The organism is Peribacillus frigoritolerans (assembly GCF_030676415.1).
GTDB classification, from domain to species: Bacteria; Bacillota; Bacilli; order Bacillales; family DSM-1321; genus Peribacillus; species Peribacillus frigoritolerans_A.
Genome location: NZ_JAUUTW010000011.1, coordinates 82,200 through 100,229, shown reverse-complemented (window position 1 = coordinate 100,229; position 18,030 = coordinate 82,200). Strand labels below are relative to the sequence as shown.

At 39.6% G+C, this 18,030-nt stretch carries 15 protein-coding genes; 10 read left to right on the top strand and 5 right to left on the bottom strand.

Annotated features, from left to right (window positions below):
- Positions 1–48 precede the first annotated feature (48 nt).
- Entirely contained in the window at positions 49–465 is a 417-nt protein-coding gene (locus Q8G36_RS12760) for an organic hydroperoxide resistance protein (protein WP_076366919.1), read from the bottom strand.
- 201 nt (positions 466–666) lie between these two features.
- Between Q8G36_RS12760 and Q8G36_RS12755 the strand changes: the two genes are divergently transcribed.
- The 3 genes from Q8G36_RS12755 to Q8G36_RS12745 are packed head-to-tail and all read left to right on the top strand — an operon-like array spanning position 667 to position 3,888.
- A complete protein-coding gene (locus Q8G36_RS12755) occupies positions 667–1,050 on the top strand; it encodes a GntR family transcriptional regulator (RefSeq protein ID WP_305161260.1) in 384 nt (127 codons plus the stop codon).
- Positions 1,047–1,946, top strand: a complete 900-nt coding sequence (locus tag Q8G36_RS12750) for an ABC transporter ATP-binding protein (RefSeq protein ID WP_305161259.1) — start codon at positions 1,047–1,049, stop codon at positions 1,944–1,946. Before Q8G36_RS12755 ends, Q8G36_RS12750 begins: the two co-directional genes overlap by 4 nt.
- Entirely contained in the window at positions 1,921–3,888 is a 1,968-nt protein-coding gene (locus Q8G36_RS12745; RefSeq protein WP_305161258.1) for a DUF6449 domain-containing protein, read from the top strand. Before Q8G36_RS12750 ends, Q8G36_RS12745 begins: the two co-directional genes overlap by 26 nt.
- Before the next feature lie 100 nt (positions 3,889–3,988).
- On the opposite strand, the gene cspD is transcribed toward Q8G36_RS12745, so the two are convergent.
- Positions 3,989–4,192 carry a cold-shock protein CspD gene (gene cspD / locus Q8G36_RS12740; RefSeq protein WP_305161257.1) on the bottom strand — a complete coding sequence of 68 codons (204 nt, stop codon included), beginning with the start codon at positions 4,190–4,192 and terminating at the stop codon, positions 3,989–3,991.
- An 885-nt stretch (positions 4,193–5,077) separates the two neighbouring features.
- On the opposite strand from cspD, the gene Q8G36_RS12735 reads away from it, so the two are divergent.
- Entirely contained in the window at positions 5,078–6,652 is a 1,575-nt protein-coding gene (locus Q8G36_RS12735) for a peptide chain release factor 3 (protein WP_305161256.1), read from the top strand.
- 141 nt (positions 6,653–6,793) lie between these two features.
- On the opposite strand, the gene Q8G36_RS12730 is transcribed toward Q8G36_RS12735, so the two are convergent.
- Entirely contained in the window at positions 6,794–6,949 is a 156-nt protein-coding gene (locus Q8G36_RS12730) for a hypothetical protein (protein ID WP_305275075.1), read from the bottom strand.
- Between the two features lie 796 nt (positions 6,950–7,745).
- Between Q8G36_RS12730 and nhaC the strand changes: the two genes are divergently transcribed.
- A complete protein-coding gene (nhaC, locus tag Q8G36_RS12725) occupies positions 7,746–9,125 on the top strand; it encodes a Na+/H+ antiporter NhaC (RefSeq protein WP_305161255.1) in 1,380 nt (459 codons plus the stop codon).
- 112 nt (positions 9,126–9,237) lie between these two features.
- On the opposite strand, the gene Q8G36_RS12720 is transcribed toward nhaC, so the two are convergent.
- Positions 9,238–10,431: an FtsW/RodA/SpoVE family cell cycle protein gene (locus Q8G36_RS12720; protein ID WP_305161254.1), complete on the bottom strand. Its 1,194-nt coding sequence runs from the start codon at positions 10,429–10,431 to the stop codon at positions 9,238–9,240.
- 822 nt (positions 10,432–11,253) lie between these two features.
- Between Q8G36_RS12720 and Q8G36_RS12715 the strand changes: the two genes are divergently transcribed.
- The 4 genes from Q8G36_RS12715 to Q8G36_RS12700 all read left to right on the top strand — a co-directional run bounded on the left by Q8G36_RS12715 (position 11,254) and on the right by Q8G36_RS12700 (position 16,153).
- Positions 11,254–12,813, top strand: coding sequence for an aldehyde dehydrogenase family protein (locus tag Q8G36_RS12715; RefSeq protein ID WP_305161253.1), 1,560 nt, complete (start codon positions 11,254–11,256; stop codon positions 12,811–12,813).
- Between the two features lie 260 nt (positions 12,814–13,073).
- Complete coding sequence (locus tag Q8G36_RS12710; protein WP_305161252.1) at positions 13,074–13,847, top strand: TerC family protein; 774 nt, start codon at positions 13,074–13,076, stop codon at positions 13,845–13,847.
- 354 nt (positions 13,848–14,201) lie between these two features.
- Entirely contained in the window at positions 14,202–14,948 is a 747-nt protein-coding gene (sigI, locus tag Q8G36_RS12705) for an RNA polymerase sigma factor SigI (RefSeq protein WP_305161251.1), read from the top strand.
- The gene (locus Q8G36_RS12700) at positions 14,945–16,153 is read left to right on the top strand and encodes an anti-sigma-I factor RsgI family protein (RefSeq protein ID WP_305161250.1); all 1,209 of its coding nucleotides are present in this window, start codon (positions 14,945–14,947) and stop codon (positions 16,151–16,153) included. Before sigI ends, Q8G36_RS12700 begins: the two co-directional genes overlap by 4 nt.
- Positions 16,154–16,209: 56 nt before the next feature.
- Here Q8G36_RS12700 and Q8G36_RS12695 read toward each other — a convergent pair whose 3' ends face one another.
- Positions 16,210–16,401, bottom strand: coding sequence for an alpha/beta-type small acid-soluble spore protein (locus Q8G36_RS12695; RefSeq protein WP_034314196.1), 192 nt, complete (start codon positions 16,399–16,401; stop codon positions 16,210–16,212).
- 232 nt (positions 16,402–16,633) lie between these two features.
- Between Q8G36_RS12695 and Q8G36_RS12690 the strand changes: the two genes are divergently transcribed.
- A complete protein-coding gene (locus tag Q8G36_RS12690) occupies positions 16,634–17,986 on the top strand; it encodes a TrkH family potassium uptake protein (RefSeq protein WP_305161249.1) in 1,353 nt (450 codons plus the stop codon).
- Positions 17,987–18,030: the final 44 nt, after the last annotated feature.

Sequence of the window (18,030 nt, the reverse complement as noted above, 5' to 3'; positions counted from 1 at the left end):
AGGGAATGTAGCCGGCCTTAATGCCGTATCCATTCCCTTGCATAAACTTTATACCAAAATCAAGGTGACATCGACGTTCCCGCGAGTTGCTTTTGAATAGGGGCAGGTCATGTGTGCTTTTTTGGCGAAGTCTTCGGCTTCTTCCCTGCTTAGGTCGGGAATCGAAACATCCAACCTTACAGCCAATTTAAAACCGCCGTCTTCCTCATCTTTGCCGATCGTGACATTTGCCGTCACGGAAGTATCGACCTTTTTCTTTTCTTTTTGCAGAACAAGATTCAAGGCACTGTCAAAACATGCCGCGTAACCGGCTGCGAATAACTGTTCAGGGTTTGTAGCGCGCTCACCGGAACCACCTAATTCCTTCGGTGACCTCACATCGAAATCCAGAATCCCGTCCTCTGATTTAACATGTCCCTCACGACCACCGTGTACGGTAACTGTAGCTGTATATAATGGTTTCAATGAAAACAACTCCTTTGTTTATACTTACTATCATTAGTTCCCCACTATAAGTCTAGTTAAACAAAATGAAAGCGAGTTTATGGAGAGGATTGTTTAAAATGGTTTTAAAATGGTTTTAAATTGGTTTTAAATTGGAAGATATTGTTTTATAATGTACCGTATTAGGAGATGTAATACACCCATTTGCAAGGAGGGTTTATGATGTTTGAGTTGGATGTTCAAAGTGAAAAGCCGATATATGAGCAATTGATGGATAAGTTAAAGGAACTAATGATCAATGAAGTTTTACAGGAACATAATCAGCTCCCATCCATACGAATATTGGCTCAGGAATTGACCATTAATCCAAATACGATCCAGAAAGCGTACAAGCAGCTTGAATCTGACGGGTTTATATATACATTACCAGGTAAAGGGAATTTCGTGGCACCTCCTAAGTCCTTGAAAAATTCATTGAAAGAAGAAGAAATCAGAAACGAGCTTTCAAAGGTCCTCGCTGAAGCTCTGTATATCGGAATCGATAAACACGAAATTTATAGAATAATAAAGGAAATCAGTCCATTGGCAAAGGGGGGAGATTCATGATTGAAATAAAACAGGTAAGTAAATTATATGAAGGAAAAGAAGCGATCAAAAACGTCACCTTGGTCATACAAAAAGGCTCCATATTCGGATTATTAGGTTCAAATGGGGCGGGGAAAACGACTCTATTAAAAATGCTTTCAGGCAACCTGATACAGGATGCAGGTGAAGTTCTTATTGATGGATCATATGTGTTTGAAAACCGTATAGTGAAAAATCGTTGTTTCTTCCTTCCTGATACGCCTTATTTCCTGGCTAACTATACGATTAGGCAAATGGCAGGTTTTTATAGCCATATTTATAGTGAGTGGAATCAAGAACGTTTCTATCAATTACAGGAAGTATTCCCGATACCCGTTCAAAGTAAAATACATAAACTATCGAAGGGGATGCAGAGACAGGTTGCTTTTTGGCTCGCACTCTCGACGATGCCGGAAGTTCTCATATTGGATGAACCGTTTGATGGATTAGATCCGGTCATGCGTAAAAATGTTAGACAGTTGTTGATTCAGGATGTATCGGAAAGGGATATGACGATTTTACTATCATCCCATAATCTCTTGGAAATTGAAGATTTAGCCAATCATGTAGGGATTTTGCATAAGGGTGAGCTTGTTATCCAAAAGGATTTGAATGACTTAAAAGCGGATGTACACAAAGTGCAAATTGCCTTTAAACATAAAATCCCCCACGGTTTATACCGCGGAATTCAAATTCTTAACAAGGAAAGACGCGGCAGCGTGATCGTTTGCATCGTTAAAGGTAAAGAATCCATGATTAATTCGCACTTTAATCAGTTTCAGCCAGAAATATTAGATATTCTCCCCCTTACTCTAGAGGAGATATTCATTTATGAAATGGGGGATATCGGTTATGCCATCCAGAATAACCTGGTTTAATAGAGAACTGATTATCTATATTTTCAGAAGCACTGGCTGGATTGGTTTCCTGTATCTCGTTGGCCTCATATTTGCTCTGCCTCTGGAAATGTTAGCGATTATCTTGAATGAGAACAATGAATATGTGGAATTCGAAAACCTTTTTTCCTGTCAGCAGATGATACAGTTTGTCTTGGTCATCGTTATTCCAGTATTACTTGCCATCTTCCTTTTTCGGTTTTTACAAATGAAACAAGCCTCAGACTTTATTCATAGTTTACCGATTACTAGACGCAGCATCTACGTTCATATGATTGGGACGGGAATTGGCTTCATGGGTTTGCCGATTTTACTTACAGGTTCAATATTGATATTATTCCACTCGGCAATTGATATAGAAAGGCTATATACCATGACGGATATATGGTCTTGGATGGGGACTACATTTATTTTGGAAGCTTTGATCTTTTCTGTTGCCGTTTTAATTGGAATGGTGACGGGATTATCAGCCTTTCAAGGATTGCTGACCTATATTTTTCTTGCTTTGCCGGTGGGGCTGTTTGTTTTGTTTGCAGCCAATGTGAAGTTTTTGATAGCAGGATTCTCTGCAGATTATTATCTAAGTGCCAATATGAATGGCATCTCCCCCTTATTAGCAGCAACGGAGATGGAAAAAATCACTTTTTTCTCTATTAATACATTAATTTATAGTATATTAAGCTTTCTTTTTCTGATCAGCTCTCTTTTTCTCTATGAGAGGCGAAAGCTGGAGCATGTGTCGCAGGCATTTGTTTACCCGAAGATTAAGCCATTATTTAAATTCGGCCTGACATTATGCATGATGCTGTTTACAGGGCTTTATTTTAGCGAAACGACAGGCGAACCTGGGTGGATTTTCTTCGGATATACCGTCGGTTCTTTACTTGGATATTATTTAGGGGAAATCGTCCTGCAAAAGACTTGGCGAATACGGGTCAACCTGAAAGGGTATGTAGCGTTTATAGTGGCTATCATTGCGCTGGCACTCATTATAAAAATAGATCCCCTTCAGTATAAGGACAAGATTCCTGATGAAAAGATGATTAGCCAAATTTATATTGGCAATTCCCCTTTATTTCTTGATGATGATGACACTTCGAATAATACTTCCAATTATCTTAAAGAGAAGGAAAATATAGAAGCGATCAGGTTATTGCATCAGGAAATTATCGATAAGGGTAAAAAGGTATACATTGGTGAATTGAATGATGGACATTCCGTATTTCTCATGTATGAACTCAAGAATGGAAAACGGTTAGCAAGAGAGTATCATTTGCAAAACTACGACTCATACATGCCACTATTGGCGAAAATTTATGAGTCGAATGAATATAAAAAAATGGTTAATGAGTTATTGAATGTTTCCGCTGAAGACGTTTCTAAAATCAAGATAACGGCGAGCGGACAAGTGGACAAATCAATGACGATCACGGACGGTCAACAGCTGGAAGCTGCCGTGCAGGCTTTGTCGGAGGATCTGAATAATCAATCGTTCGCCCAAATGACATCTTCTTTTGGTGATTATGCCTCCATCGACATTCTTTTGAATAATAACAAAACCATTTATATGAACTGGGACTCTTCATATACTCAGTTTTCAAAATGGATGGAAAGTACCGGACAATCGGAAAAAGCGCGGTTAATGGCTGATGATATCTCTTATATCCTGGTTGCGAAGACCGATTCAAAAATATATCATTCGAATTCTGAAAGTGAACTTGCACAGCAGATTGAACAACAGCCAAATCGCTTGAAAATTAAGACCGCTTCGGAAATCGAGACGGCCATTGATAATGCCAAAATCGATTGGGGCGGAGAGTATTCAGCTGCCTTTTATTATAAAGAAAGCAGAGATGTGGACATCAAGAGTTTTTCTGGGGAACATGTTCCCGGCTTCATTTTGGATCATTTTAATGAAAGCTAACGTGAATATTTCGCTTGTACAAATATAAAGGAAAGGATGCTGCCCAATATGGGCGGCATCCTTTTGCATTGCCTATCAATTATGTTTGTGTATCTATGCTTTAGAGTTTTACGACGTTTTTAGCTTGAGGTCCGCGGTTTCCTTCTTCGATCTCAAATTCAACCTCTTGACCTTCATCAAGGCTCTTGTAACCTTCTCCTTGAATGGCGGAAAAATGTACGAAGACATCATCTTCGTTTGGCACTTCGATGAATCCAAATCCTTTGTCACTATTGAACCATTTCACTTTACCTGTTACTGTCATTCGATGAATCCTCCTAAAAAGTTAAAAAATATTAATGGTGAAGATTTTACCTAGATGGAAAAATCAATTTCACACATTATCCAGCACCCTCATTCAAGTTAAAATTATCATACGAAGATGCTTGATAATATGTGAAAGCCTACAGGAAAAATTAACCCGCTAACTCTGGAGCAATTTCCAATTTTTAAGTATATACCCACCTTTATAAAGGATAAAACAAATGGAAGTAATTTATACATTCCCATTTGGGGAAAATAATATTAGACAGGTTTAATACGGGGAAGATAACGGTATTGTCGTACAGAATTTTACTGGATTGAAATTTGACGGTGATGCCATGTCCAAGAGGAAAAGCCTTTAGGGATGAGATTAGGAAAACAATTTGTCATTAAAGTTTTTCACGAAAATAATCGGGTATAGGATAAGAAAGAAAGGACTGATGAAAAATGAAGAAATTATTGAAAAGGGCCCTCATTTTTGCTGCTCCAATCATTTTCAAGGAAGTAAAAAAACGCTGGAAGAACAAGCGGAATCAAAAAGTGATTAAAACAAGGTAAATAAACCATGAATAAATGAACGGTAACCATATGGAATAAGATAAGGGGCGCTGATTAAGCGTCTTTTGTTTTGCCATCTGAACAAATCCCCTTATGGTGATTCATTCACCTCTACATCTTTCCTTCATATCGTGTTAAAATAGAAAGGTTGATTGAAATGAATGCAGAGTAGCCAATGCTTAAGCCTTATGATATATTTCTTCTTACATATATAGTGTATGATCAGGATTTTTGCATACAAAGAAAGGTTGCCATTCCAATGTAAAAAATACAGTAATCCTCCTATAAATTTTTTTATTGATGACTCCAATAATGAAAGGAACATTTTATGACTACTTTAAAAGACGAGGTTCAATCCCGACGGACCTTCGCAATCATCTCTCACCCGGATGCCGGGAAAACGACTTTGACAGAAAAATTATTACTGTTTGGTGGCGCGATTCGCGATGCCGGAACAGTTAAAGCTAGAAAAACAGGGAAGTATGCAACTAGTGACTGGATGGAGATTGAAAAGCAACGGGGAATTTCCGTTACATCTTCAGTCATGCAATTCGATTATGATGATTTCCGTGTCAATATTCTCGATACACCAGGCCACCAAGATTTCAGTGAAGACACATATCGTACACTGATGGCTGTTGATAGCGCCGTGATGATCATCGACTCGGCAAAAGGTATCGAGGATCAGACGGTTAAATTATTCAAAGTATGCCGGATGAGGGGTATCCCGATTTTCACTTTTATCAATAAAATGGACCGACAAGGTAAAACGCCGCTAGAATTGCTAGCCGAACTTGAAGAGGTATTAGGTATAGAAACATATCCAATGAACTGGCCGATTGGGATGGGAAAAGACTTCGTGGGCATTTACGATAGGTTCAATAATCGGATTGAACAGTTCAAAACTGAAGGGGAAGAGCGTTTCCTCCCGTTGAATGACGATGGTGAACTCGAAGTGGATCATAAACTTAAGGATTCCCAGTTATATGAGCAAACTTTGGAAGAAATCATGCTGTTGACGGAAGCGGGTAACCAATTCTCTGAAGAAAACATTGCGAATGGAAAACTTAGTCCCGTATTTTTCGGTAGTGCTTTAACGACATTCGGTGTTCAGACGTTTTTGGATGCATATCTTAAATTTGCACCAGCCCCACAAGCACGGATGACAACGTCAGGTGAAATGGATCCCGTCAGTAATGATTTTTCTGGTTTCATTTTCAAGATCCAGGCGAATATGAACCCAAAGCACCGTGACCGGATCGCTTTCCTTCGCATTTGCTCCGGTAAATTCGAGCGTGGAATGAGCGTCAACTTGAGCAGGACAGGGAAACCGATCAACCTTTCTTCTTCTACTCAATTCATGGCTGATGATCGGAACACCGTAAATGAAGCGGTAAGCGGAGATATCATCGGTTTATATGATACCGGTAACTACCAAATTGGCGATACGATCACAACAAGCAAAGACATGTTTCAGTTTGAAAGGCTGCCTCAGTTTACTCCGGAACTATTCATGAGGGTAACAGCTAAGAACGTCATGAAACAGAAACATTTCCATAAAGGAATTAATCAACTTGTACAAGAAGGGGCAATTCAGCTCTTCAAAACGGTACGGATGGAAGAATATCTGCTTGGTGCGGTTGGGCAACTTCAATTCGAAGTATTCGAGCATCGAATGAGGAACGAGTACAACGTTGAAGTCGTGATGGAGCGCATGGGCAGCAAGATCACACGCTGGGCTGAAGATGAAAAGCTTGATGAAAATCTTCATAGCTCAAGAAGCATCCTTGTTAAAGACCGGTTTGATAAATATGCATTCTTATTTGAAAATGAGTTTGCACTTCGTTGGTTCCAAGATAAAAATCCTGATGTGGAATTATATAATCCAATGGATTTGAAATAATGGAGAAGCCCGTGTTATATACACGGGCTTTCAGTTTGTAGACAAAAGGGGTTCGGAATTAAAAAATTCCGAACCCCTTTTGAAATTCCCTTTTAAATTTTGACCAAAGGTTAAGAGATTTGGGCTCTTCGAGCCACTATGTTAAGCCATTTTAGGACCTTGCCATGTCCACGTGGCCATCTTCTTTAAATTAATGGCAGCCTCCATTTTACGAACCAAATGGTTCGGTGGCACCAGTTGATCTAAAGTAATCATTTCAAGTTGATCTCGCTGAATAGAATTATGTTTCGAAAGCATCCTCATCACCTCAAGTTTTAATCGTTCTATTTTAAAACAAAAAAGACTGTAGGCAAAAGGAGTTCTATCTAAATTTTTAAACATAGTTGATTGGAACGGAAGGTGCGAGACTTCTGCGGGAATAGCGAGTCCAAGGGAGACCCCACAGGCGCAAGTGCGCCGAGGAGGCTCCCGGACCGCCCGCGAAAAGCGAGTGCCTGAAGTGGAAATCAACGTCCAAATTGTACAAGCCATAAAAATAGACAAACTCGATTTTCATCGAGTTTGTCTACAGTCTGGAAGCCCGTGTTATATACACGGGCTTTGTTCATTATCCGGAGATATTTATACATAAAGAAGTGTTACTATAACTTTCGCTTACCTTACGGTTGACCTTACATACAGGGAATGAATTGTGCCGATAGCTTCCTAATTTCCTCAGTAAACTTTTCTCGTGGGAATGTGGGGTGATTTCTTAAGTCACCTTTTTCCGAAAACAGGATACATAGTCCTGATCGATCATTATCAGAAAAACGGTTTCATTATTTAGTAAAGATCAATGTGACAACTTAGGCATTGCAATTAGCCCGAATAATTATCGAATCACATAAAAGTCATTATGATGGAATGAATTGAACATGAAGAGAAATATCACTGAAAAAATCAAACGCTACTAAAATATTCATTTGACAATCTCCTGAAACTCCTTTATATTTAGCTAGTACTTTAGTGCTTAAAAGCGTTTCAGTAATTGTGAGTGAAAAGGTCCGAACCTTACCTCAGAGAATATACAACATTGAAAGCGGGGAAATACATCATGCGTCTTGAAGATGCAAAGCTAAAACTCTCCTTACCTGAAGCAATCGGGGTTTTGGCCATTCTTTTCTTAATTATTGCAACTGGTATCATACATTATGGACTTGCCCCCCATATTCCAATAATAGCGGCCATTCTATTTTTATTTGTTTATGGAGGGATCAAGAAGCTGCCATTTTCAATTATGGAGGCGGCTATAGTCAAAGGTGCAGGTACTGGTATGGGAGCCATTTATATATTCTTTTTCATTGGAATGCTGATTTCCATCTGGATGGCAAGCGGGACGATCCCCACCATCATGTACTATGGGTTTGACTGGATTTCTGGTGAATATTTCTATGCGATCACATTTCTGGTGTGTTCGCTAATTGGGCTCTGTATCGGGAGTTCACTTACAACATCAGCCACAATCGGCGTTGCTTTAATAGGCATGGCGGCAGCGATGGATTTATCGTTGGCGATCACAGCCGGTGCAATCATTTCCGGTGCATTTCTTGGTGATAAAATGTCTCCATTATCCGACTCGACCAACCTTGCATCGGGAACGGTTGGAGCACCATTATTTGAACATATTAATAATATGCTTTGGACTACGATTCCAGGTTTTTTAATATCACTTATCATCTTTTACTTCCTTTCACCGAATGTCAAAGTTGCTCGTGTCGAGGAAATCGAAGCCATGACCAAAGCCCTGGAAATGGAAACGAATATAAGCATATGGAGTTTGATTCCGTTTGTCATCGTTCTAATCATGGCTTTGAAAAAGGTTTCAGCCATTCCGACATTGTCGGCAGGAATCATTTCGGCAGCCATCATCGCTTTCATTCAAACGCCTAATTTGACGGTTGCAAAACTGGCGGATATCTTATACGGGGGTTTTGTGCTGAAGAGTGGAATGGATCAACTTGACTCAATCCTATCGCGGGGAGGCATTGAAAGTATGATGTTCTCCGTTTCGATGGTGTTGTTGGCATTGGCCATGGGCGGACTATTGTTCGAATTGGGAGTCATACCTTCTATTTTAAAAGCGATCCAGGATTCATTGACGAGTGTAGCGAAAGTGATTTCCGCTACTGTATTTGCAGGAATCAGCGTGAATTTCCTGGTGGGTGAACAGTATTTGTCAGTTATACTGCCTGGGAAAGCCTTTCAGCAGAAATATGAAGATTTAGGCTTGCAGCCCAAAACGCTTGCGAGGGTACTTGAAGATGCGGGAACAGTTGTGAATCCTCTGGTTCCTTGGGGTGTCTGCGGTGTATTCCTGACACAGGTATTGGGTGTTTCAACCCTTGAATATGCCCCATTTGCAATCTTCTGCCTGCTTTGTCCTTTGCTCAGCCTGATTTCTGGCTTTACGAAAATCGGTATCCATTATAAATGAAAAAAACAGGCGGTCGGTCTCGACTGCCTGTTTTTTCATGTGAACTTCCATAACCTTACAGAGAAGGGAACCCCCTGACATGAACAGAAATGTCAGGGGGGTATTTGATCGATTATTTTGAAGACGCAATCTCATCTTTTGGGATGGACACGACCTTTTCTTTCTGTTCAAGCAAGTTCATTCGCATAACGACATTTTGGAATATGCCCATTGAAAGCATGAGCAGCAGTAAGGAAGATCCTCCATAACTGATGAATGGAAGAGTGATCCCTGTAATTGGGATAAGTCCAGTCACCCCGCCAACATTGATGCCGACTTGAATGCCGATCATGGATGAGATGCCGATCAATAAAAGGCTTCCAAAAGGATCCTTGCATTTTGCTGAAAGTACAAATCCCCTTAAAACGATAAAACCTAGTGTCAATAGAACGAACCCCACTCCGAATATCCCGAGCTCTTCCGCAATGATAGACATGATGAAATCAGTATGTGATTCAGGCAGGTACCCGTATTTTTGTACACTGTCACCAAGTCCCACTCCAGTAAGGCCGCCGGATCCTATCGCGAATAAGGAATTCACGAGTTGATACCCGCTTTCTCCTGCCTTTCCGAAAGGGTCTGCAAACCCCGTAAAACGAGACATCTTATTTTCAGAAAGAACGGCTGAGAAATTTCCTGTGACGAGTACCCCTAATGCAAAAATGGCAACGAATATCGCAGTAATCAAAGAGAGTTTGAATATACTCTTAAAAGACATCCCGGATGAAATGATCATGGTACTTGAAATCAGGAAAATGACCGCTGCCGTTCCATAGTCAGGCTGTATTCCGATTAAAAAGCAGATGAATACCAGAAAGAAAATCGGCGGGATGACAGCTTTATCAATACTATTGATTCGATCCTGCCTTTTTCCGTAAATGGCTGCCAGATAAATGATTATGGCTAATTTGGAAAATTCAGCGGGTTGGATCGATTTTGTCCCTAATTTGAACCAGCTTGTGGCATTTCCTGCTGTATGGCCGAAGATAAAGAGCAACAAAAGGATACCGGCCATTCCAAACATCATAGACATCAAGAACATTTTGTTTTTGTACATCTTATAAGGAAGGATCATCGTGACAATCATTGCCAGAAATGAAATGAAAAAGGCCGTTTTTTGTTTTTCAAAGAAGAAATCCATGGACTGTTCGTATCGAGCAACAGCAGTGATCATGCTCGAACTGTAAATCATGACTAAACCAAACAAACAGAGTAATACGACAGCGATGAAAATAGGGAAGTCGTATGCTTTAATTATTCTTTTCACTTGTGCGCTCACCTCAAATATGTATGCGCGAAAAAATCGCCTTCTTATATAGTAACGGAAAATCGTTTATATAGATAATAATTTTTATTCGATATATGAATTTATCCTCCATAAACCAATATTAAACACTAAAACCGAGAAACTTGTCTGCCGGATTTCCTTTTTGTTTATAGCCGAATTCGGTTTCCTATACATTACCTTCGATAGCAAACGTAAATACTCCTTTTAATAATGAAAAATTTTTACTATATATTCCATTTCCGCAGTGCTATTATGTCTGGAAGATTACTATTTAAGGTTATTTGAGATAAGGATGGAGTTCATGGGGTTTCACCAATTGGTTGTAAACGTGATGTGATGCAGTGGATACTGTAAACGAATTTGTTAGAGTAACTCATCTTAAGAGGTATACTTATTTTAGCACCGATTATGTGACAGGGAATCGGGCAGGAATCTTATGAAGAGAGGGAACCGATTGTGAACTTGGTTCCAATCGCTTATATTATACAGGCTGCTGCGTCTCTGGCATTATATAAAGAGGGTTCAGGGAAAAACCTCGACGTTTAGTGAAGTTTTTGAACGTTTCGCTGATGAACTGTTTAAGAAAAGCAGTCAGGCGCTCTTATCAATCCGTCCAAGCATATTAAAGAGTGGAATAGAAGCGCTATATTAAATTCACTTGGAAAGGGCGTTTTGTCAGCACTGCAGCCGATAAGTTTTGCTGCATTTCAGAGAAGGTGGTCCTCCTTGGTCGATCATTATTTAAAGCATAAAAATGATAGGGAGTACAAATAAAAATAAGGTAAAGCAAGGGGAGTAGTTATGGAAGAAATACATGACAAGTTGGAAGTGTTTTCTCCGGCAACAGGGGAGAAGATTGCGGAAATCGTCCCAACGCCATTGAATTCGATTACTCATATATATAAGAAATCAAGACATGCGTTCGAATCATGGTCGAATCTGTCCATCAAGGAACGGCTGCAATATTTAAAACGGCTACGTTTATTGATGGTTGAAAAAATGGATGAAATAGCTGAAGTCATTTCAAAAGATACGGGAAAAGTGAAAATTGAAGCGCTGGTTGCTGACATCATGCCAACCATTGATGCAATCAAGCATATCGAGAAACATGCAGTGAAAACTCTTTCCGGACGGAAGGTCACCACTCCACTCATGTTAATTGGTAAAAAATCTTATATCCATTATATGCCCCGTGGAACGATTCTCGTCATTTCACCATGGAATTATCCGCTGCAGCTTTCCATGGTACCCATTCTTAATGCTCTAGCAGCGGGAAATACAGTTATCGCCAAACCGTCAGAGGTAACTCCTTTAGTTGGGGTGTGCATCGAAAGTCTGTTTCTTGAAGCTGGTTTCCCAGAAGGAACTATTCAGTTTGCCCATGGAGGGAAAGAATTGGGTGCGGCATTAACCGAGCAAAAACCAGATTATATATTTTTTACTGGATCTGTAAGGACCGGAAAAATGATTGGTGAGGTCGCAGCAAGACAACTGATCCCAACGACTCTGGAGCTTGGCGGTAAGGATCCGATGATCGTTCTGCGTGATGCTAACCTGGAACGGGCTGTGAACGGGGCCCTTTGGGGGGCTTTTACAAACAGCGGGCAGGTGTGCATGAGTGTTGAAAGGGTTTATGTGGAACGTTCTGTTTATAAGGAATTCCTTATGCTTCTTAAAGAAAAGACGAAGTCCATGAGGCAGGGGATGCAATCGATGGATGATATCGGTTCAATGACTTTCCCGGCACAAGTTGATATTGTGGGTGAACAACTGGAGGATGCACTGAATAAGGGGGCCGTACTTGAAACCGGAACACCTCCGATCGAGTGGAAAACGGGACAGACCCATTTCATTCCGCCGACGATTCTGTCCAATGTCGATCATTCCATGAAAATCATGAAAGAAGAAACATTCGGACCCGTGTTGCCTGTTGTGCCTTTCGATACGGAGGAAGAAGTGATCGCCCTGGCAAATGAAAGTGAATATGGACTCAATTCCAGCGTTTGGACGATGGATAGGGAAAAAGCAAGCAGGATTGCGTCACGGTTAGTAACCGGGGCGGTGACGATCAATGATGTGCTGATTACTGTAGCTAATCATCATTTACCATTTGGCGGTGCCAAACAAAGCGGGGTAGGCCGCTATCATGGCGAGCATGGATTGAAGATTTTCTGCCATGAAAAAGCGATCATGATCGATAAAGGTAAAAACAATACAGAAATACAATGGTATCCATATGAAGGGAAATACACGAGTTTCTTATCGCTGTTTCAGAACTACTTTTCTGCCAAACCGAACTGGATTCGTTTCGGCAAAGAATATTTGCGATTGATTAAAATATCCAAAGGGAACCGAAAATGAGATCTATTTACAAAAAAAGATTGTTATTTTCATAACGAGCGCGTATACTATTAATATACTTAATAACTGATTTTCCTTTTCAAAGGGGAGTAGCGTTAGGGTTCGCCCTAAAACAAAGTCGTCATTACGTGAATGTTAAACATTCATCGGCTTTGTTGACATGATTTCATGTTCAGCAAGACCTTTGCCTATATGGCAGAGGTCTTTTTATTTTGCCAATGCCAATGGGAAGGAAATACTAACTATTGGAGGTTGAATGGATGGAAGCATCAATATTATTGGAATATGGCTGGGTCCTTCTTATCTTGGTTGGATTAGAAGGGATACTTGCAGCGGATAATGCAGTCGTCATGGCAGTCATGGTTAAGCATTTACCAAAAGAACAACAGCGAAAAGCCTTGTTTTATGGTCTGATGGGAGCCTTTGTTTTCCGCTTTGCAAGTTTATTCCTTATTTCCTTTCTTGTCGACGTGTGGCAAATTCAAGCAATCGGTGCGATTTATTTACTTTTCATTGCTTTTCAGAACATTTACAAAAAATACGCTGGTAAAGGTGAGAAGGAAATCACGAAGCCTAAAAAGCAATCTGGCTTCTGGATGACCGTGGTAAAGGTTGAAGCGGCTGATATAGCTTTCGCAATCGATTCAATGTTGGCTGCCGTCGCACTGGCTGTTACACTTCCTGCAACAGGCTGGATGAAAGTCGGCGGTATTGATGGAGGCCAATTCGCTGTCATGTTCCTCGGCGGTATGATTGGATTGATCATTATGCGATTTGCAGCAAATGCGTTCGTGAAGTTGCTTCATCAGCGTCCTTCCCTTGAAACGGCAGCATTTTTGATAGTGGGTTGGGTTGGAGTGAAATTGGCGGTACACACACTCGCACACCCTTCACTGGCTGTCATCGATCATCATTTCCCTGAATCAACTCTTTGGAAATCGATTTTCTGGGTCGTATTGATTGGAATTGCAGCAGGTGCATGGATCGTTTCAAGCAAAAAAGAAAAAGAAGAGAAAAAAATACAGGAAGCTTAAAAAAACAGGCGTGCTGGTCACGCCTGTTTTTTTTGCTTTTTCATGTATTTATGGAGATGACCCTCAAAAGCGCAGGGATGTTTACGAATGATATGTTAAAAGATGTGAATATTAAATTCCAGTTATAAAAATGACAATTGTCCCATTGTATTGGACAAAAATCAGGAAAAAGATAACTTACTGTAATTGCACTGTAATAAACGAGAAAAAACTAAGTATTTTATCATGTTGATATATTATGTGATTTCATTTTTAATGCAAAAATAGTTCTTTTGGTACTGTCTTTTAGACTCCCTCCGCTTAAGATAAGTATGTTGATGCGTATTTTATGTTCAACAGGAGCGAGGTGAGCAAATGCTTGGATTGTTGTTTACAGCATTCAAAAAAAAGCGTTCTTTAGAAGAAACCGTATTGAAAATTCAACAAGGCGATATTAGCCTTCGTAATGATACCATAGAGTCATTCAAACCTTTTATTGCGAAAACAGTGTCATCGGTTTGCAAACGTTACATATACGAATCAGATGATGAATTCAGTATTGGACTGATTGCTTTTAACGAGGCAATCGATAAATATTCCCCGGAAAAAGGCCGTTCTCTATTGGCGTTTGCCGAGACCCTCGTTAAACGAAGGGTTATAGATTATTTAAGAAGCCAGTCCAAACAAAAAGAAATCTTATTGGATTTATCACTGAATGATGATAATGATCATCAAAGCCATATATATATCGATAATGAAAATTCCATCAATGAATACGAGAAGCAGAAGGAATCGGAAAGAAGAAAAGAAGAAATTCAGCTTTATATAAGCCATCTAGAGGATTTTGGTCTGTCTTTTGAGGATTTAGTTGAAAACTCTCCCAAACATGCAGATGCCAGGAAGGGAGCTATTATGATCGCTAAATTGTTAATGGAAGATGACGAACTGAAAGAAATCCTGTTTGCAAAAAAGCGGCTGCCCGTAAAACTGCTTGAGGGAAAAGTGGAAGTTAGCAGAAAAACGATTGAACGGAACAGAAAATACATCATTGCTGTGGCAATCATAATAAACGGAGAATTTTTGTATTTGAATGATTATATAAAAGGGGCTATCGATGGATGAAAAAAGGAGTTATTCTTTCAGTTAATAAGCGATTTGTAACCCTATTGACCCCCGAGGGTGAATTTCTGAAAACCAAAAGGCAGGAACGGGTATATGAAGTGGGTGAGGAAATCACTTTTTCACCTGCTAAACAAAAGTTCACTTTAGCCTTTTCCAATTTTCATTCACCTTTCAAAAAAACGGCCGTGCTAAGCATTGCCTCCACCTTCTTGATTCTCTTTTCGATTCTTCCTTCTTATTTCTCTGGTCCAGTGTCGGCATATATGACGATAGATGTGAATCCAAGCATTGAATTGGAGCTTGACGATGATTTAGAAGTTCTCAAACTTACCGGTTTAAATGAAGACGGCAAGCTTGTGATTGATCAGCTGAAGGAATGGAAAGGCAAGGATATAAAGACTGTTACAAACCGAATCGTTGAAACGACGAGGCAACTTGGTTATTTGAAAGGAAATAAACAAATAGTCGTTTCCACAACGTTATTGGGAAAAAATAAAGAACTGGATAAGAATTTAAAAGAAGAGGTAAAAGAAATATCTGAGCAAGATAATGTTTCTAAAACAAGAATGAAAGTGATCCAGGCAACAAAAAGCGATCGGAAGCAAGCAAGGGAACAAGGCATATCCACGGGTAAGTATCTCGAAAAGAAGTTGAATGAAGATAAAGAAAAGGTAAAAGTCAATAAGAGGGAGCCTGCTCCAGCGCCAGATAAAAAAGTTGAGCAAAAGGTTGATATTCCGAAAGAGAAGAGCATGACGTTGAGTAGGGAAAACAAATCGGATGGAGAAAAGAAAAAAGAGAATAATGCAATTGAAATAAAGGAAAAGCCGGCCAATGAAGCCAAACCGACTGAGCGGAAAGGCCCGGGAACGGAATTTACCAAAATTAAGGATCAAACCGAACGGGAAGATACAATTGGAAAACGGAATGGATACAAGGAAAAAATCAACGAGTCAAAAGGAAAATCCGATAGCGACCATAGCAACCAATCAAAGAACAAGCAAAAAAAAGAAAAGAATGTTAAAAAGATCGATGTTACAAAAGTTCCATCAGCCAAAGAAAAGAATAATAATGATCATATAAAGTACGACAATATAAATAAGCAAAATAAACAGGATATGCAATATAAACAAGATAAGAAAGATTGGGATAAGTCGAAAAGGGGTAAAGGCAATAAAGGAAACGGAAATGGACATAATGATTAAAAAGAGTCCAGCATGCAGCTGGACTCTTAGCCATGGATATTTAATTGTGATAAGAATTATTGACCTTTAAGTTGAGATTGTGCTTGTTGTACAAGGCGTTTCGTGATTTCTCCGCCAACTGAACCATTGGCACGTGCTGAAGTATCGGAACCTAATTGTACACCGAATTCAGATGCAATTTCATATTTGATTTGTTCTAATGCTTGTTCGATTCCTGGAACAAGAAGATTGTTACTGCTGTTAGCCATTTGAATCTCCCCTTTACTTTTTCAACGGCTTTTGCCGCTGTAATGATAGTATAAGTAGAATGTGGAGTTTTACTTATGAGAGCAGTATCAAACTTATTGGTAAACCTGCCTTTTTGTTGTAAGTAAGTCAGTTTTAAAAGAGAATGGAAAAAAGAATGAAAAAAGGGTAAACTAGATTTTTAATGGTTATGTGATTCACATAACTATATAGGAGTAAGAAAGGAAACTCTTTATGTTTGCTATCAAAAAAATATTATCAAAGTTAACACCAGCTCAGCTTATTGTCGGTTATTATTTTTTGGCCGTCACTATCTCGACAGTACTGTTGAGTTTGCCGGTTGCTCTGAAGCCAGGCGTGGAATTTAAATTCATGGATGCTTTATTCACAGCCGTAAGTGCAGTTAGTGTGACAGGTCTGACAGTTGTTAGTTTGCCCGAAGTGTATAATGAGGTAGGCTATTTCATTCTAATGTTCGTTCTCCAATTTGGCGGTATTGGCATCATGACACTCGGAACCTTTTTCTGGCTTATAGTGGGCAAGAAAATCGGTTTGAAGGAAAGGCAATTGATCATGACTGATCAAAACCAATCGAATCTTTCGGGTCTTGTTAAATTATTGATCCAAATCATTCAGATATTTGTCGTAATTGAAATGATTGGAGCTCTCGTTTTAGGCATTTACTTTCTGAACTTTTTTCCAGACTGGAAAGAGGCCTTTTTAAATGGCTTATTTTTAGCCGTAAGTGCCACCACGAATGCTGGTTTTGATATTACCGGTATATCGATGATTCCATTTAAAGACGATTATTTTGTACAGTTCATTACGATTATCCTGCTTACCCTTGGCGCCATTGGGTTTCCTGTTTTGATTGAGCTGAAAGAGTTTTTGTCCAATAGGGCCCGTACTTATAAGTTTCATTTTTCTTTGTTCACGAAGCTGACCTCAGTCACTTTCTTTTCCCTTATCATTGGGGGAACGATCCTGATTTATCTTCTGGAAATAAATGGATTCTTTAAAAATAAGGGTTGGCATGAATCGTTCTTCTACTCTTTATTTATGTCCTCCAATACGCGAAGCGGCGGGTTAACAACCATGAATGTAAGTGACTTTTCGGAACCGACCCTTTTATTGATGAGTATATTGATGTTCATTGGAGCATCCCCAAGTTCAGTCGGGGGAGGAATCCGGACAACGACTCTGGCCATCATGATTCTATTTTTATGGAATTTCATGAGGGGAAGGCGTTCCATTAAAGTGTTCAAACGGGAGATTCATCCCGATGATATCCGAAAAGCGACAGCAGTTATGATCATGGGATCGCTCCTTTGTATAATCGCGGTCTTCATTTTATCGATTACTGAGAATTTCACTTTGATGCAAATCATTTTTGAAGTATGTTCGGCTTTTGGTTCAGTCGGCCTTTCGATGGGAATTACGCCTGAACTCAGTAATACCGGTAAAATTGTCATTATGATCATTATGTTCATTGGCCGTGTCGGGATAACGTCCCTCCTGTATATAATAGGCCATAAAGAAGTTACGGAAAATTATCATTATCCAAAGGAACGCGTCATCATTGGGTAAATGATTTATGTATAACAGTAACCTTTCCATCCGGGGAAAGGTTT

Excerpts from the sequence above, each read along its gene's own strand:
- Q8G36_RS12710 (WP_305161252.1), top strand. The coding sequence starts at position 13,074 with ATGGAAGCATCAATATTATTGGAATATGGCTGGGTCCTTCTTATCTTG.
- Q8G36_RS12700 (WP_305161250.1), top strand. The coding sequence starts at position 14,945 with ATGAAAAAAGGAGTTATTCTTTCAGTTAATAAGCGATTTGTAACCCTA.
- cspD (WP_305161257.1), bottom strand. The coding sequence starts at position 4,192 with ATGACAGTAACAGGTAAAGTGAAATGGTTCAATAGTGACAAAGGATTT.
- Q8G36_RS12750 (WP_305161259.1), top strand. The coding sequence starts at position 1,047 with ATGATTGAAATAAAACAGGTAAGTAAATTATATGAAGGAAAAGAAGCG.
- Q8G36_RS12755 (WP_305161260.1), top strand. The coding sequence starts at position 667 with ATGTTTGAGTTGGATGTTCAAAGTGAAAAGCCGATATATGAGCAATTG.
- nhaC (WP_305161255.1), top strand. The coding sequence starts at position 7,746 with ATGCGTCTTGAAGATGCAAAGCTAAAACTCTCCTTACCTGAAGCAATC.
- Q8G36_RS12745 (WP_305161258.1), top strand. The coding sequence starts at position 1,921 with ATGCCATCCAGAATAACCTGGTTTAATAGAGAACTGATTATCTATATT.
- Q8G36_RS12715 (WP_305161253.1), top strand. The coding sequence starts at position 11,254 with ATGGAAGAAATACATGACAAGTTGGAAGTGTTTTCTCCGGCAACAGGG.
- Q8G36_RS12730 (WP_305275075.1), bottom strand. The coding sequence starts at position 6,949 with ATGCTTTCGAAACATAATTCTATTCAGCGAGATCAACTTGAAATGATT.
- Q8G36_RS12690 (WP_305161249.1), top strand. The coding sequence starts at position 16,634 with ATGTTTGCTATCAAAAAAATATTATCAAAGTTAACACCAGCTCAGCTT.
- sigI (WP_305161251.1), top strand. The coding sequence starts at position 14,202 with ATGCTTGGATTGTTGTTTACAGCATTCAAAAAAAAGCGTTCTTTAGAA.
- Q8G36_RS12735 (WP_305161256.1), top strand. The coding sequence starts at position 5,078 with ATGACTACTTTAAAAGACGAGGTTCAATCCCGACGGACCTTCGCAATC.
- Q8G36_RS12695 (WP_034314196.1), bottom strand. The coding sequence starts at position 16,401 with ATGGCTAACAGCAGTAACAATCTTCTTGTTCCAGGAATCGAACAAGCA.